The organism is Streptomyces sp. NPDC111628 (assembly GCF_055635195.1).
The window spans coordinates 322,764-337,635 of the sequence record NZ_JBVKBZ010000005.1 but is presented as its reverse complement, the minus strand read 5'-3'; the positions used below and the strand labels follow the sequence as shown (position 1 = coordinate 337,635).

General features: G+C 74.1%; 13 protein-coding genes. 2 read left to right on the top strand and 11 right to left on the bottom strand.

Features of this window, described 5'->3' with window-relative positions; all coding sequences use genetic code 11:
* Positions 1 to 54 precede the first annotated feature (54 nt).
* Genes ACZ7MF_RS27375 through pdhA form a run of 3 tightly spaced genes read right to left on the bottom strand, consistent with a single transcriptional unit; the run spans position 55 to position 3,694 of the window.
* Positions 55 to 1,524, bottom strand: a complete 1,470-nt coding sequence (locus tag ACZ7MF_RS27375) for a dihydrolipoamide acetyltransferase family protein (RefSeq protein ID WP_471480531.1) — start codon at positions 1,522 to 1,524, stop codon at positions 55 to 57.
* On the bottom strand, positions 1,524 to 2,528 hold the full coding sequence (locus tag ACZ7MF_RS27370) for an alpha-ketoacid dehydrogenase subunit beta (RefSeq protein WP_356862048.1): 1,005 nt from the start codon (positions 2,526 to 2,528) through the stop codon (positions 1,524 to 1,526). Before ACZ7MF_RS27370 ends, ACZ7MF_RS27375 begins: the two co-directional genes overlap by 1 nt.
* The gene (gene pdhA / locus ACZ7MF_RS27365; RefSeq protein WP_471480529.1) at positions 2,525 to 3,694 is read right to left on the bottom strand and encodes a pyruvate dehydrogenase (acetyl-transferring) E1 component subunit alpha; all 1,170 of its coding nucleotides are present in this window, start codon (positions 3,692 to 3,694) and stop codon (positions 2,525 to 2,527) included. Before pdhA ends, ACZ7MF_RS27370 begins: the two co-directional genes overlap by 4 nt.
* A 190-nt stretch (positions 3,695 to 3,884) precedes the next feature.
* Here pdhA and ACZ7MF_RS27360 point away from each other — a divergent pair, with 190 nt between their 5' ends.
* Positions 3,885 to 4,388 (top strand): Lrp/AsnC family transcriptional regulator, encoded by a 504-nt coding sequence (locus ACZ7MF_RS27360; protein WP_356862044.1) that lies wholly within the window; start codon positions 3,885 to 3,887, stop codon positions 4,386 to 4,388.
* A 45-nt stretch (positions 4,389 to 4,433) separates the two neighbouring features.
* On the opposite strand, the gene ACZ7MF_RS27355 is transcribed toward ACZ7MF_RS27360, so the two are convergent.
* Together ACZ7MF_RS27355 and ACZ7MF_RS27350 are read right to left on the bottom strand one after the other, a co-directional pair.
* Positions 4,434 to 5,078 (bottom strand): TetR/AcrR family transcriptional regulator, encoded by a 645-nt coding sequence (locus ACZ7MF_RS27355; RefSeq protein WP_356862042.1) that lies wholly within the window; start codon positions 5,076 to 5,078, stop codon positions 4,434 to 4,436.
* Positions 5,075 to 6,589 (bottom strand): 3-hydroxyacyl-CoA dehydrogenase, encoded by a 1,515-nt coding sequence (locus ACZ7MF_RS27350; protein WP_471480527.1) that lies wholly within the window; start codon positions 6,587 to 6,589, stop codon positions 5,075 to 5,077. The genes ACZ7MF_RS27355 and ACZ7MF_RS27350 overlap by 4 nt, the downstream gene beginning before the upstream one ends.
* A 160-nt stretch (positions 6,590 to 6,749) precedes the next feature.
* Here ACZ7MF_RS27350 and paaN point away from each other — a divergent pair, with 160 nt between their 5' ends.
* A complete protein-coding gene (gene paaN / locus ACZ7MF_RS27345; protein WP_471480525.1) occupies positions 6,750 to 8,441 on the top strand; it encodes a phenylacetic acid degradation protein PaaN in 1,692 nt (563 codons plus the stop codon).
* Between the two features lie 11 nt (positions 8,442 to 8,452).
* On the opposite strand, the gene ACZ7MF_RS27340 is transcribed toward paaN, so the two are convergent.
* The 6 genes from ACZ7MF_RS27340 to ACZ7MF_RS27315 form a co-directional block, all read right to left on the bottom strand.
* The gene (locus tag ACZ7MF_RS27340; RefSeq protein WP_471480523.1) at positions 8,453 to 9,238 is read right to left on the bottom strand and encodes a TrmH family RNA methyltransferase; all 786 of its coding nucleotides are present in this window, start codon (positions 9,236 to 9,238) and stop codon (positions 8,453 to 8,455) included.
* Positions 9,235 to 10,551 carry an HTTM domain-containing protein gene (locus ACZ7MF_RS27335; protein WP_471480522.1) on the bottom strand — a complete coding sequence of 439 codons (1,317 nt, stop codon included), beginning with the start codon at positions 10,549 to 10,551 and terminating at the stop codon, positions 9,235 to 9,237. Before ACZ7MF_RS27335 ends, ACZ7MF_RS27340 begins: the two co-directional genes overlap by 4 nt.
* Complete coding sequence (locus tag ACZ7MF_RS27330) at positions 10,548 to 11,570, bottom strand: DUF5819 family protein (RefSeq protein ID WP_471480520.1); 1,023 nt, start codon at positions 11,568 to 11,570, stop codon at positions 10,548 to 10,550. Before ACZ7MF_RS27330 ends, ACZ7MF_RS27335 begins: the two co-directional genes overlap by 4 nt.
* A gap of 176 nt (positions 11,571 to 11,746) precedes the next feature.
* The gene (locus ACZ7MF_RS27325) at positions 11,747 to 12,076 is read right to left on the bottom strand and encodes a rhodanese-like domain-containing protein (protein WP_356862255.1); all 330 of its coding nucleotides are present in this window, start codon (positions 12,074 to 12,076) and stop codon (positions 11,747 to 11,749) included.
* A 49-nt stretch (positions 12,077 to 12,125) separates the two neighbouring features.
* Entirely contained in the window at positions 12,126 to 12,941 is an 816-nt protein-coding gene (locus tag ACZ7MF_RS27320; protein ID WP_471480518.1) for a hypothetical protein, read from the bottom strand.
* 283 nt (positions 12,942 to 13,224) lie between these two features.
* The gene (locus tag ACZ7MF_RS27315) at positions 13,225 to 14,709 is read right to left on the bottom strand and encodes a DUF2252 domain-containing protein (protein WP_471480516.1); all 1,485 of its coding nucleotides are present in this window, start codon (positions 14,707 to 14,709) and stop codon (positions 13,225 to 13,227) included.
* Between the last annotated feature and the right edge of the window lie 163 nt (positions 14,710 to 14,872).

The following is a 14,872-nucleotide window of genomic DNA, read 5'->3' as shown; positions in this document are numbered from 1 at the left end:
CCTGATCGGAGTGTGCGCGGACACACCGTCATCTTGTGGGCGTCATCACCCCGGTCACAGGGTCCGCAGCAGCACCGCCGGCTGTTCCACGCAGTCCGCCACGTACCGCAGGAAACCGCCCGCCGTACCGCCGTCGCACACCCGGTGGTCGAAGGTGAGCGAGAGCTGCACGACCTGACGGGCCGCCAGTTCACCCTCGTGCACCCAGGGTTTGGGGACGATGCGGCCGACGCCGAGCATGGCCGCCTCGGGGTGGTTGATGATCGGCGTGGAGCCGTCGACGCCGAACACGCCGTAGTTGTTCAGCGTGAAGGTGCCGCCGGTCAGCTCGCCCGGGGTCAGCCGGCCCGCGCGGGCCGCCTCGGTCAGCCGGGCGAACTCCGCGGTGAGCGCTTCGGCGTCCCGGGTGTGCGCGTCCCGGACGACGGGCACGACCAGGCCCCGGTCCGTCTGGGCGGCGAAGCCGAGGTGGACCCGGTCGAGCCGGACGATCTCCCGGGCCTCGGTGTCGACCGTCGAGTTCAGCTCCGGGAACCGGGCCAGGGCGGCCGTGCAGATCCGGGCCAGCAGGGCGACCAGGGAGATCTTCGGGCCGCCGGACGCGTTCATCGCGGTGCGCGCCCGCATCAGCTCGGTCGCGTCGGCGTCCACCCAGCAGGTCGCGTCCGGGATCTCGCGCCGGCTGCGGGAGAGCTTGTCGGCGACGGCTCCGCGTACGCCCTTGAGGGGGACGCGGGTGCCCTCGGAGCGCGAGGCGGAGGATGCGGCGGACGCGGAGGAGAGGCCGGCGGACGCGGCATCCGGCGCCACCCGGCTCGTCCCGGCCTCCGGATCAGCCGTGCGGCCGCCCTGTGCGGCGGCGGCACGCACCGCGTACTCGACGTCCGCGCGCAGGATCAGCCCGTCCGGTCCTGAACCGGTCAGCTCACGCAGGTCCAGGTCGTGCTGCCGGGCCAGCCTGCGCACCAGCGGGGAGATGACCGGGACCGGCCCGTCCACCGGCTCGACGGCACGCACCGGCCCGTCCACCGCACCGGCGCCGAGGACCCGGCCGTTCGCCCGCCCGGACGCGCCGGTGGCGGCCTGCTGCCCGGGCCGCACCCGGCGCCGCCGCGCGGGCGCCTCTGAGGTGCCGTAGCCGACCAGGACGTTGCCGGAGCCCTCCGCCTTCGTCTGCGCGGCGGGCGTCTCGGTGGCCGGTGTCCCGGCGGCACCGGCATCCGTCTCGGAGTCCCGCGCCGGGCCGGCGGCGGCCGCCGGGCCCTCGCCCACCGCGACGCTCACCAGCGGCGCCCCCACGGGCAGCTCGGTGCCCTCCTCGCCGAAGCGGGCGGTGACCACGCCGCCGTAGGGGCAGGGCACCTCGACCATCGCCTTGGCCGTCTCGACCTCGACGACCGGCTGGTCCACGGCGACCACGTCGCCGACCTCGACCAGCCAGCGCACGATCTCCGCCTCGGTGAGCCCCTCACCGAGGTCGGGCAGCTTGAACTCCAGAACGTGCCCGTCACAAGCGTGTGCCATCAGCTCTCGGCCTCCCACTGCAGGCGCCCCACGGCGTCCAGGATCCGGTCCACACCGGGCAGGTGGTGACGCTCCAGCATCGGCGGAGGATACGGGATGTCGAACCCGGCCACACGCAGCACCGGCGCCTCCAGGTGGTGGAAGCAGCGCTCCGTGACCCGGGCCGCGATCTCCCCGCCCGGGCCCCCGAAGGAACCCGACTCGTGGACGACGACCGCTCGTCCCGTCCGCCGCACCGAAGCGCACACCGTCTCGTCGTCGAACGGCACCAGGGAGCGCAGATCGACGACTTCGAGGTCCCACCCCTCGGCCCGGGCCGCCTCGGCCGCCTCCATGCAGACGGCCAGCGACGGCCCGTACGTGATGAGCGTGGCACTCCGGCCGGAGCGCCGCACCACCGCGCGGCCCACCGGTTCAACGGACGCCGGCTCCTCGGGGTTCCACGAGTCCTTCGACCAGTACAGCCGCTTCGGTTCGAGGAAGACCACCGGGTCGTCGGAGGCGATGGACGCGCGCAGCAGCCCGTAGGCGTCGGCGACCGTCGCGGGCGTGACGACATGGAGCCCCGGAGTCGCCATGTAGTACGCCTCGGACGAGTCGCTGTGGTGCTCGACGCCGCCGATGCCGCCGCCGTAGGGGATGCGGATGGTCAGCGGCAGGGGCATCTTCCCCCGCGTGCGGTTGCGCATCTTGGTGACATGGCTGACGACCTGCTCGAACGCCGGGTAGGCGAAGGCGTCGAACTGCATCTCGACGACCGGGCGCAGCCCGTACATCGCCATGCCGACGGCCGTGCCGAGGATGCCGGCCTCGGCGAGCGGGGTGTCCGTGCAGCGGTCCTCGCCGAACTCCGCGGCGAGCCCGTCGGTGATCCGGAAGACGCCGCCGAGGGTGCCGACGTCCTCACCGAGGACGTGCACGCCCGGGTCGGCGGCCATGGCGTCGCGCAGTGCGCGCGTGAGGGCCTGCGCCATGGTGGCCGGCTTGACGGCGACGGTGGTCATCGGTGTCCGCCTTCCTGTGGACCGGACGCGGAACCCGCCTCGGACTCGGCCTCCGCCGCCAGCTCCGCGCGCAGCTGCGCCTGCTGCTCGCGCAGTTGCGGTGTGGGCTCGGCGTAGACATGGTCGAACAGGTCCAGGGGGTTCAGCTCGGGGTCCTGGTTCATGCGGGCGCGCAGGTCGGCGGCCATGGTCTCGGCGTCCTCCCGGGCGGCGCGGATGCCGTCCTCGTCGAGCAGGCCGCGCTCGGTCAGCTCCCGCTCCAGCAGCTCGACCGGGTCGTGCCGGCGCCAGGTCTCCACCTCGGCGTCGCCCCGGTAGCGGGTGGCGTCGTCGGCGTTGGTGTGCGCCTCGACGCGGTACGTCACCGCCTCCACCAGGGTGGGACCGCCGCCCGCGCGCGCGTGGCGCACGGCGTCGGACAGGACCTCGTGCACCGCGGCGGCGTCGTTGCCGTCGACCAGGCGGCCGGGCATCCCGTAGCCGACGGCCTTGTGGGCCAGCGACGGGGCGGCGGTCTGCTTGTCGAGCGGGACGGAGATCGCGAAGCCGTTGTTCTGCACGAGGAAGACGACCGGGGCCCGCCAGACGGCGGCGAAGTTCAGCGCCTCGTGGAAGTCGCCCTCGCTGGTGCCGCCGTCGCCGACCATGGCCAGCGCGACCACGTCGTCGCCCTTCAGACGGGCGGCGTGGGCGAGTCCCACGGCGTGCGGCAGCTGGGTGGCCAGCGGCGTGGACAGCGGGGCGACCCGGTGCTCGTAGGGGTCGTAGCCGGTGTGCCAGTCGCCGCGCAGCAGGGTGAGGGCCTCGACGGGGTCGACGCCGCGGGAGACGACCGCGAGGGTGTCGCGGTAGCTGGGGAAGAGCCAGTCCCGCTCCTCCAGGGCCAGCGCGGCGGCGATCTCGCACGCCTCCTGGCCGGTGCTGGAGGGGTAGACGGCCAGCCGGCCCTGCTTGGTCAGCGCCGTGGCCTGCGCGTTGTAGCGCCGGCCGCGCACCAGCCGCGCGTACAGCGTGCGCAGCAGCTCGGTGTCGGCGCGGTCCGCGGCCTTGGTGCCGAGGACGCGGTAGGGCTCCGTGTCGGGCAGCAGCGGCGCGGGGTCGGTTCGGGGCTGCCAGGCGGGCGGCGGTGTGGGCCGGTACGCGCCCCGCTGCTCCATGACCGTCATGACGGCACCTCCTCGTGGGAGACGGCTCCGGGCTCGCCACGGGTGTGACGGGCCTCACCTACCGATTGTTCGGTCGTCGGCACATTTTGGCTACATGCGGCCCCAGGCTGTGGACAAACGGTTCTCCACAGCCTGAGATGGACGCAGTACGTCCATGAGGGGAAGGCGGGGGCACGTGGCATCTGAACAAATGGCCGATCGCCCCGGTGAGGGCGGCGGCCCGGACGAGCCCGGTGCCCCGCCGCCCCCGCGCCCGCTGGACGCCATCGATCAGGACATCCTGCGCATGCTCCAGGCGGACGGCCGGGCCTCGATACGGTCGGTCGCGGAGCGGGTGCACGTCTCGCGCGCGAACGCCTACGCCCGCATCAACCGGCTCGTCGAGGACGGTGTCATCCGCGGCTTCGGCGCCCGCGTCGACCACGAGCGCGCCGGGCACGGCACCTCGGCCTACATCACCCTGAAGATCGTCCAGAACTCCTGGCGGACGGTCCGCGCCCAACTGCGGCAGCTGCCCGGGGCCTCGCACATCGCCCTGGTGGGCGGCGACTTCGACGTCCTGCTGCTGGTGCACACCCCGGACAACCGGGCCCTGCGCGAGCTGGTGCTCAGCCGCCTCCAGGCCATCCCCGAGGTGCTCAGCACCCGCACCCTGCTGGTCTTCGAGACCGAGGACCTCGAACCGCAGGGCTGACCGGCGGCGGGGCCGACAGGCCGGGCCCCGCCCGTCCCGGGCCGCTCAGGACGCCTTGCGCAGCCCGCCGAACACCAGCCGCGCCACCGCGTCGACCACCTCGCGCTCACCCGCGCCGCTCGCACCACTCTCGCCGTCACTCGCGCCGCCACCGGCGCCGCCCCGGCCGTCGGGACCGTCGGGGCGGTACCACTCGACGATCGAGTTGATCATGCCGAAGACGAGGCGGGTCGCGAGCCGCACCTCCACGTCCGCGCGCACGTCCCCCTCGGCCGCCGCGTCCTTGAGCAGCGCGGCGACCCGGTGGTCGAACTCGCGGCGCCGCTCCAGCGCCCACCGCTCGGTGCCGGTGTTGCCGCGCACCCGCAGCAGCAGCGTCACGTAGGGCAGCTCCGCCAGGAGCACCTCGACCATGCGCCGCACGACGTACTCCAGGCGCTCGGCGGCGGAGCCCACGCGCGCGTGCTCCTCGTCGAGGATCCCGAAGAGCTCGTCCAGGGCCCGGCTCACGGCCCGGCGCAGCAGCTCCTCCTTGCCCGCCACGTGGTGGTATATCGACGACTTGGAGATCCCCGCCGCCTTGGACAGGTGCTCCATGGAGGTGCCGTCGTAGCCGCGCTCGATGAAGACCTGCACGGCGACGGACAGCAGCGTCTCGGGCGTGTACGTGTCGCGCTTGGCGGTGGTCATGAGGCGGTGTCCTCCCGGGCCTCGGCGGCCTCGGCGTGGCGGTGGAGTGCCAGGGACGGCGCGCAGCGCCCGGACGGTTCCCACTCGTGCACGTGGGCCAGCAGGTAGTAGGCCCAGGTGTCACCGAGCCGACGGCTCCATTCGAAGGGGCCGAGGGGATAGTTCACACCCAGCCGCATCGCCGTGTCGACGTCCTGCGGGGTGGCCACACCCTTGGCCGCGGCGTCGAAGGCCAGGTCGATGATCCGGGCGACGGTCCGGGCCACGATCATGCCGGGAACGTCGCCGACGACACTGACCTCCTTGCCGAGCGCCTGGAACAGGCCGGTGGCCTCGGACAGGAGACCTGGACGGACGTCCTCGGAGGCGGACAGGGCGATCCGGGTGGCCGCGCGGTAGTCGAGGGCGAGGTCGAAGTGGACGAGGTCCTCGGACACGGGCAGCTCACCGTCGGTGAGGCACAGCGTGCCGCCGCCGGGCAGGACGAGCCTTCCCGCGCCGTGCCCGTCCTCCGGACGCACCTCGACGCCCGCCTCCCGGATCAGCCCGACCAGTTCGGCGGCCGGCCCCAGGTCGCCCTCGACCACGACGTACGCGGGCGCCCCGGCCGGTGCGGCGGTCTGCGGTGCGGGACGTTCGGCGCCGTCCCGGTAGTCGTACCAGCCGCGTCCGCTCTTGCGGCCCAGGCGGCCCGACTCGACCAGGCGGCGCTGGGCCAGGGACGGGGTGAAGCGGGCGTCCTGGAAGAACGACTGCCACACGGAGTGCGTGACGGACTCGTTGACGTCCTGCCCGATGAGGTCGGTCAGCTCGAAGGCGCCCATCCGGAAGCCGCCGGAGCCGCGCAGCACGGCGTCGACGGTGGCCGGGTCGGCGGCACGCGCCTCGTACGCCGCGAGCGCCTCGGCGTAGAAGGGCCGGGCGATGCGGTTGACGACGAACCCGGGGGTGTCGGCGCAGGCGACCGGAGTCTTGCCCCAGGCGCGGGCGGTCTCGTACGCGCGCGTGGCCGACGCCGCGTCGGTCGCGAACCCGGAGACCACCTCCACCAGCGGCAGCAGCGGCGCGGGGTTGAAGAAGTGCAGGCCCACGAAACGGCCGGGGACGCGCAGTGCGCCGCCGACCGCGGTGACGGACAGGGAGGAGGTGTTGGTGGCGAGCAGGCAGTCGTCGCCGACGACGTCCTCCAGCGCGCGGAACAGCTCCTGCTTGACGTCCAGACGCTCCACGACCGCCTCGACGACGAGCGCGCAGTCGGCGAGTCCGGCCAGGGTCTCGGCGGACGTGAGCCGGGCGCGGGCGGCGTCCCGCTCGGCGCCGGTGAGGCGGTCCTTCTCGACGAGCCGGTCGAGCCGGGCGCCGATCGCGTCGGCCGCTTCCCCGGCGCGTCCGGCGGCGGCGTCGTACAGCCGCACGGGATGGCCCGCGACCAGCGCCACCTGGGCGATGCCCTGGCCCATGGTGCCGGTGCCGACGACGGCCACGGGGCTGCTGAGGTCGAGTGCTGTCATGTGCGCGATCCTCCCGCACGGGGTTTTCCACAGATGCGGCGGTCCCCCTTGTCCCGACCGATCGTTCGGTTACTCTAGCCGTGTCCGCCTGTTTCTGCCCAGGTTTCCCCCCCAGGTCACGACTCGACGGAGAGCTCGTGAGACGAGGAGTTGGTCCCGCATGGCCGCCGAACTCACCGCACACCAGCTGATCGCCCGGCACCGGCCGACCCTGGACCTGGCGCTGGAGACGATCCGCACGCGGGCGTACTGGTCCCCCCACCCCGAGCACCCCAAGGCCTACGGGGAGAACGGCAGCCTGGACACGGCCGCGGGCAAGGCCGCCTTCGACGCCCTGCACGGCACCCGCCTCGACCTCGGCCAGCCCGGCACCGACGGCTGGGTGGGCGGCGAGGTCTCCCCGTACGGGATCGAGCCGGGCGTGGAATACCCGCACGCGGACCTCGACGTGCTGCTGCCCGCGATGCGGGCGGGACAGAAGGCGTGGCGGGACGCGGGCGCGGAGCTGCGCGCGATGGTCTGCCTGGAGATCCTCGGGCGGATCGCCGCCCGGACCATGGAGTTCGCCCAGGCCGTCATGCACACCTCGGGACAGGCCTTCATGATGGCCTTCCAGGCGGGTGGCCCGCACGCCCAGGACCGCGGCATGGAGGCCGTGGCCTACGCGTACGTGGAGCAGTCCCGCACGCCCGAGACGGCGGAGTGGACCAAGCCGCAGGGCAAGCGCGACCCGCTCGCGCTCACCAAGCGCTTCACGCCCGTCCCGCGCGGCATCGGCCTGGTCATCGGCTGCAACACCTTCCCGACGTGGAACGGCTACCCGGGCCTGTTCGCCTCCCTCGCCACCGGCAACGCGGTCCTGGTCAAGCCGCACCCCCGCGCGGTGCTGCCGCTGGCGCTCACCGTCCAGGTCGCCCGCCACGTCCTCACCGAGGCGGGCTTCGACCCGAACCTGGTGGCGCTGGCCGCCGAGCGCCCCGGCGAGGGCATCGCCAAGACCCTGGCCACCCGCCCGGAGATCCGCGTCATCGACTACACCGGCTCCACCGCCTTCGGCGACTGGCTGGAGGCCAACGCCCGCCAGGCCCAGGTGTACACGGAGAAGGCCGGCGTCAACACGGTGATCGTGGAGTCGACCGACGACTACAAGGGCATGCTCGCCAACCTGGCCTTCTCCCTCTCCCTCTACAGCGGCCAGATGTGCACCACCCCGCAGAACCTGCTGATCCCCCGCGACGGCATCCGCACCGACCAGGGCGCCAAGTCCTACGACGAGGTCACCGCCGACCTGGCCCGCGCCGTCGACGGCCTGCTCGGCGACGACGCCCGCGCGAACGCCCTGCTCGGCGCGATCGTCAACCCGGACGTCAAGGCCCGCCTGGAGGCCGCCGCCGGTCTCGGCGAGGTCGCCCTCGCCTCCCGCGAGGTGACCAACCCGGAGTTCCCGGACGCGGTCGTGCGCACCCCGGTGATCGTCAAGCTGGACGGCGCCAAGCCCGAGGACGAGGCCGCCTACACCAGCGAGTGCTTCGGCCCGGTCTCCTTCGCGGTCGCCGTCGACTCCGCCGACCACGCGGTGGAGCTGCTGCGCCGCAGTGTCCGGGAGAAGGGCGCGATGACGGTGGGCGCGTACACGACCGACCCGGAGGTCGAGGAGGCCGTGCAGGAGGTCTGCCTGGACGAGGCGGCCCAGCTCTCCCTGAACCTCACCGGCGGGGTGTACGTCAACCAGACCGCGGCCTTCTCCGACTTCCACGGCTCCGGCGGCAACCCGGCGGCCAACGCGGCCCTGTGCGACGGCGCGTTCGTCGCCAACCGCTTCCGGGTGGTGGAGGTCCGCCGCCCGGCCTGAGACCAAGAGCCCTAGGGCACCTGCGGTGCGCCCCCACCGGCGCTCCAGTGGTACAGCGTCATGGCCACACTGGTCGCGAGGTTGTAGCTGGAGACCTGGGGGCGCATCGGCAGTGCGACCAGATGGTCGGCCCGGGCGCGCAGTTCGGGCGTGAGCCCGCTGCGCTCGGAGCCGAACGCGAGCAGCGCGTCGTCCGGCAGCTCCAGCCCCCGGATGTCCTCGCCCTCCGGGTCCAGCGCGAACAGCGGCCCCTGCGGCAGCCCGGCCACCTCCAGCCGCTCCACCACGGTCGCGAAGTGCAGCCCCGCCCCGCCGCGCACCACCGTGGGGTGCCAGGGGTCGAGGGTGCCGGTGGTGACCACGCCGGTCGCGCCGAACCCGGCGGTCAGCCGGATCACCGCCCCCGCGTTGCCGAGGTTGCGCGGCTGGTCGAGGACCACGACGGGGGCGCGGCGGGGCGTGCGGGCCAGCGCCTCCAGGCCCGCCGCCCTGGAGGGCCGTACGGCCAGGGCGGCCACCGCGGTGGGGTGCGGCCGCGCCACGAGCGACGCGTAGGTCACGTGCGACACCTCGGTCAGCAGCCCCGCCAGCGCCTCGCGCACGTCCGGCGCCAGCTCGTCGGCGAGGGCCAGGGCACCCGCGCGGTCGCTCGTGACCGCCACCGGCACCTCGGCGCCGAAGCGCAGCGCGTGCTTGAGGGCGTGGAAGCCGTCCAGCAGCACGCACCGGCCGGCGTTCCGGTGCCAGGCGGCCGGCGGACCGGGAGCAGGGCCGGAGTCGGGTCCGGGATCGGTCATGCCCGGAAGCCTACGTGCGTGTGGTCGGGGTCCTTCCCGTCCACCACGCCCGCTCCGGCCGCCGCCCCCTCGGCCTCCCGGGCCCGCGGACCGGGCACCGTCGCCGTACGCCCGTCCCGATCCCCCTGCCCGTGCCCGTCCCCGCCCGGCGCCTTGGCCAGGACACCCGAGGGCCCGCGGCCGGACAGCCGGCCACGCGCGCGTGCCGCCCAGCCGCCCAGCCGGCGCAGGAACGAGGTGGGCAGGAAGACCGCGTCGGCGGCGATCATCGCCAGGGAGAAGAACGGCAGCCCGAGCGTCACGGCGATCACCGCGTGCTCGATCATCATCGCGGCGAGGAGCACGTTCTTGACCCGCCGGTTGAACAGCGTGAACGGGAAGGCGACCTGGACCGCGACCGTGCCGTACGTGATGAGCATGACCATCGTGCCGTTGGCGGCCAGCGCGTCGGAGAGCGCGGGCCACGGCGAGAAGTAGTCCAGGTGCAGCGGGTAGTAGACGGCCGTGCCGTCCTGCCAGCGGGAACCCTGGATCTTGTACCAGCCGGCCGTCGCGTAGATCAGACAGGCCTCGGCCATGATCACGACCAGCGCGCCGTTGTGCACGATGTTGGTGACCACGTCCAGCAGGATCCGCGGCTGACTGCCCTCCGCGCCCCGCCCCACGACCCACCACAGGCCCAGCGCGACCCACACCGCCCACAGCAGCGCCGGGACGAACCAGTCGCCGTCGAGACCGCCCGCCAGCGTCACCGTGAGCAGCAGGAAGCCCAGAGCGCACCACAGCACCGGCCCGACCCGGTCCCCGACCCGCTCGCCACGCGCGCGTGCCGCCGCCGCGCGCCGGGCACGGCGGGCGTCCAGCGACCACACCCGGCCGCACCGGGTGAGGACCAGGTAGATGCTCATCAGGTGCACGACGTTGTCGCCGCCGTCACCCATGAAGACGCTGCGGTTCTGCAGCGAGAGCACGCCGACCATGAACAGCACGGACATGGTCCGGGTGCGCCAGCCCAGCAGGAGCAGCACGCTGCTCAGCACGGCCACCGCGTAGACGATCTCGAACCAGGCCCGCCCGTCCGACCACATCAACGCCGTGAAGGCGCCGTTGTCCGAGATCAACTGCTCGGCGAGGTCGTGGCTCCAGGGCCCGTCCGGGCCGTACAGCTCGTTCCGGTGGGGCAGTTCGCGCAGCAGGAAGAGCAGCCAGGTGGCGCTGAAACCGATGCGGATCACGGCGCTCTGGTACGGGCCGAGCGCGGCACCCGTGACGCGGGCGATGCCGCGGGAGACGCAGAGGACGGCGGCGTTCACGCGACGCCCCCTTCCCGCTCGGACTGCCCGGACTGCCCGGACTGTCCTGCCCTCGTGTCCCGGGTCTCCGCGGCCACGGACCACCAGGGCAGCTCGCGGACGGTCGGACGGTCGGAGACCTTCTCGCCGCTCCACGGCGGCGGCTCCACGTTGGTCGTGCGGGAACGGTACTGGACGCGCTCGACGACGTCCCCGGGTCCGGCGGCGCCGTCACGGTCCAGCCGCAGAAGCGCGATGCGCCGCAGATACGTCTCGGAGAGGGTGCCCCGCAGGCCCACCGGGCGGTCCTCGGAGTCGTGGCTGGCGACGAAGAAGTCCCAGGCCCGGCGCAGTTCGTTCTGCTGGGTGTGGCTCGGCAGCGGATTGCCGTCGATGGCCCGGCCGTCCTGGGCCGACAGGTCGTACCAGCGGGTCGTCCGTATCTCGCCGTCCGCCGTGCTGACCTCCGCGCGGAGCTGGACGGAGACGTTCTGCTGGAGGGGGTTGGGAGCGAAGAGCTTCCAGTTCTGCTCGAACTCGGGGAAGACCCACTCGTCCACCACGGAACCGTGCTGCTTGGTCAGGGTGTTGGACGGGGCCACGTGCAGGAACACCAGGCCTATGTGGGCACAGACGGCGACCGCGACCACCGCGAGGGCGACCACGGCACCGACCTGGTAGCGCGGGGAGAGCGCGGCGACCCCCGTGGGCCCGGCGACCCCGGTGCCCGCGGACGTCCCGACGGCTCCGGAGGCCCCCGCCGCCTCGGCAGCACCGGCCTGCTCGGCAGTCGCGGCGCGCTCGGCGGGCCGACCCGGCCCAGCGGCCTCGCCGGGCTCAGCAGGCTCGGGGGTCCCGGCGGGTCCGGGGGCCCCGGCGGGCTCGGGGGGACCGGCGGGTTCGGGGGTCCCAGCGGTCCCGGCCGGCTCGCCGGTCCGCTCCGGACCCGCTTCGCCGTCCGGCCTGCCCTGCCCCGGCCCCTGCTCCTGCCCCTGCTTCCGACCTTGCCGGGCGTCCGAGCCCTTGTCGTACGCGTCCATTCCGCCCCGTTCGGTCCCGATCCGTCCATCCGCCCGCCCCGCCGGGGGCGCCCACGCGCCACCCTCGCGGCTGCTCGGCGACGTTCGCACGCGAACGGTACTCAGGACCGGCCACCCGCACAGCCCCCGGTGGGCCGACCGCATCGTGGCCGTCGCCACATGCGGCGGGGGACAGCCTAGAGAACGTGCCCCGGCCCGCCCTTGTCGTCCACCACGGGACGCCCGGCCGCGGCCCACTCCTGCATGCCGCCGTCGACGTTCACCGCGTCGACGCCCTGCTGGACCAGGTACATGGTGACCTGCGCCGAACGGCCCCCGACACGGCAGAGCACGTGCACCCGGCCGTCCTGCGGCGCGGCCTCGGCCAGCTCTCCGTAGCGGGCCACGAACTCGCTGAGGGGAATGTGCAGCGCCCCGGCGGCATGACCCGCCTGCCACTCGTCGTCCTCGCGGACGTCCAGCAGGAAGTCGCCGTCCTTGAGATCCTCGATCCCGACCGTGGGCACACCAGCTCCGAAACTCATGCCCCAGACGCTACCGGAGCCGCCACCCGGTTCAGTCCCCCGCGAGCGCCGCCGCCAGCTCGGCCTCCCGCTCGCGCACCTGGGCCGCCAGCTGCTCGGCGATCTCGTCGAGGAGCCGGTCGGGGTCGTCCGGGGCCAGCCGGAGCATGGCGCCGATCGCGCTCTCCTCCAGCTCCTTGGCGAGCAGCGTGAGCAGCTCCTTGCGCCGGTCGAGCCATTCGAGGCGCACGTACAGCTCCTCGCCGCGGCTCGGGCGCCGCTCGGGCACCGGGCCGGCGGCCCACTCCTCGGCCAGCTCGCGCAACTCCGCCTCGTCGCCGCGGGCGTAGGCGGCGTTGACGCGGGTGATGAACTCCTCGCGCCGGACCCGCTCGGCCTCCTCCTGGGCCAGGTCGGGGTGGGCCTTGCGGGCCAGCTCGCGGTAGAGCTTGCGGGCCTCCTCGCTCGGCCGGACCCGCTGCGGGGGCCGTACCGCCTGGTCCGTCAGCATCGACGTGGCCTCGGGGAACAGCCCGTCCCCGTCCATCCAGCCGTTCAGCAGCTCCTCGACCCCGGGGATCGGCATCAGGCGGGCCCGCGCCTCGTCCGCCCGGCGCAGGTCGTCGGCGTCGCCCGTGCGGGCCGCCCTCGCCTCCAGGATCTGCGCCTCCAGCTCCTCGAGCCGGGCGTACACCGGGCCGAGCCGCTGCTCGTGCAGCCGCGAGAAGTTCTCGACCTCCACGCGGAAGGTCTCCAGGGCGATCTCGTACTCGATGAGTGCCTGCTCGGCGGCCCGTACGGCCTGTTCCAGCCGTTCCTCGGGACGCGGCGCACCCCCCTGCTCGGGCTCAGCTTCGGGCGTCGTCACCCGACCAGCCTAGGGCCTGTCCGGCGGATCAGGTCGCAGGAAAGAAGCGGTACCTCGTCGGCGCTGGTGAGCGGGGGCGATGGGGAGCGTGCAGCTGAAGGCGGAGGAGGGCGCCGACGCGATGGGGGTCCCCCCGCGCGAGCGAAGTCGAGCGTGGGGGAGTCGGCAACCGACGACAACGCCGCAGATGCGCGTGCCAGACCCCGCGTCTGCGGCATGATCCGCCGGACAGGCCCCAAGGCCTGCGGACCCGGGGAGCCGCCCGCGCGGTCCCCGTCCCCCCTCACACCCCCAGCTCCGCCGCGATCCGCCCCGTGCGCACCGCGCCGACCAGCTCCGCGTGATCCGCCTCGGTACGGTCGGCGTAGGCGACGGCGAAGGCGGCCACCGCCTCGTCCAGTTCGTCGTTCTTGCCGCAGTAGCCCGCGACGGTCCGCGGGTCGGCGCTGTGCGCGTGGGCCCGGGCCAGCAGGGCGCCGGTCATGCGGCCGTAGTCGTCCAGCTGGTCGGCGGCCAGGGCCGCGGGGTCGACACTGCCCTTGCGGTTGCGGAACTGCCGCACCTGGAAGGGCCGTCCCTCGACCGAGGTCCAGCCCAGCAGGATGTCGCTGACCACCTGCATCCGCTTCTGCCCCATGACGACCCGGCGGCCCTCGTGCGCGGCCTCGGGAGCCTCGAACCCGGCGGCGGCGAGGTGGGGCAGCAGCGCGGACGGCCGGGCCTCCTTGACCTGGAGCACGAGCGGTTCGCCCCGGTGGTCGAGGAGCAGCACGACGTACGACCGGGTGCCCACGCTGCCGGTGCCGACGACCCGGAAGGCCACGTCGTGCACGGCGTACCGGGCCAGCAGCGGCAGCCGGTCCTCGGAGAGGGTGGCCAGGTACGCCTCCAGGGCGCCCGCGACCGCCGCCGCCTCGGCGTCCGTCACCCGGCGCAGCACCGGCGCCGCGTCCACGAAGCGCCGCCCGCCGTCCTCGGTCGGCTCGGTCGACTTCGCGGCGAAGCGCCCGCTGGTGTTGGCCCGCGCCTTCTCGGAGACCCTTTCGAGGGTGCCGAGCAGGTCGTGGGCGTCGGTGTGGGAGACCAGCTCCTCGTCCGCGATGGCGTTCCAGGCGTCCAGCGCGGGGAGCTTCGCCAGCAGCCGCATGGTGCGCCGGTAGGCGCCCGCCGCGTCGTGGGCGGCCTCGCGGCAGGTGTCCTCGTCGGCGCCGGCCTCCCGGCCCGCGAGCACGAGGGAGGCGGCGAGCCGCTTGAGGTCCCACTCCCAGGGGCCGTGGACCGTCTCGTCGAAGTCGTTCAGGTCGATGACCAGGCCGCCGCGGGCGTCGCCGTAGAGACCGAAGTTGGCAGCGTGCGCGTCGCCGCAGATCTGGGCGCCGATCCCGGTCACGGGCGTGCGCGCCAGGTCGTACGCCATCAGGCCCGCCGATCCGCGCAGGAAGGCGAACGGCGTGGCCGCCATCCGCCCGGCGCGGATCGGGGCGAGACCCGTTATCCGGCCGCGGCTGGACTCCTCGACCGCGCTCACCGCGTCCGGCCGGGCGGCGTCCAGGTCGAGGGCGGCGTGCGCGGACCGCGGAACGCGCGTGCGCAGCGCCTTGCCCTCCGCCTTCGGCGAACCGGCCACGGGCCACCGCGCGAACCCCGGGACGTACGGCATCCGACTGCCCCGCGCCGCGTCCCCGCCCGCGCGCGCCGCCGGCACCACCCGGGTCGCCGCCTCCCCGGTCGCCGCCCCCGTGCCCGTCCCCGCCGTCGCCCCGGTCATCCCGGCCGCCCTCCCCGTCCTCGTCGTGCTCGTCCGTACCTGTGCGTCGCTTGAACGTCGCTCCGCCTCGCAGCGCGTCGCACCGTCTCGCGGCGCGTCGCACCGCCTCGCGCCCGGCCGATCCGCCCCGGGCGCCGGTGCGCCACGACCGTACCCCCGGCCG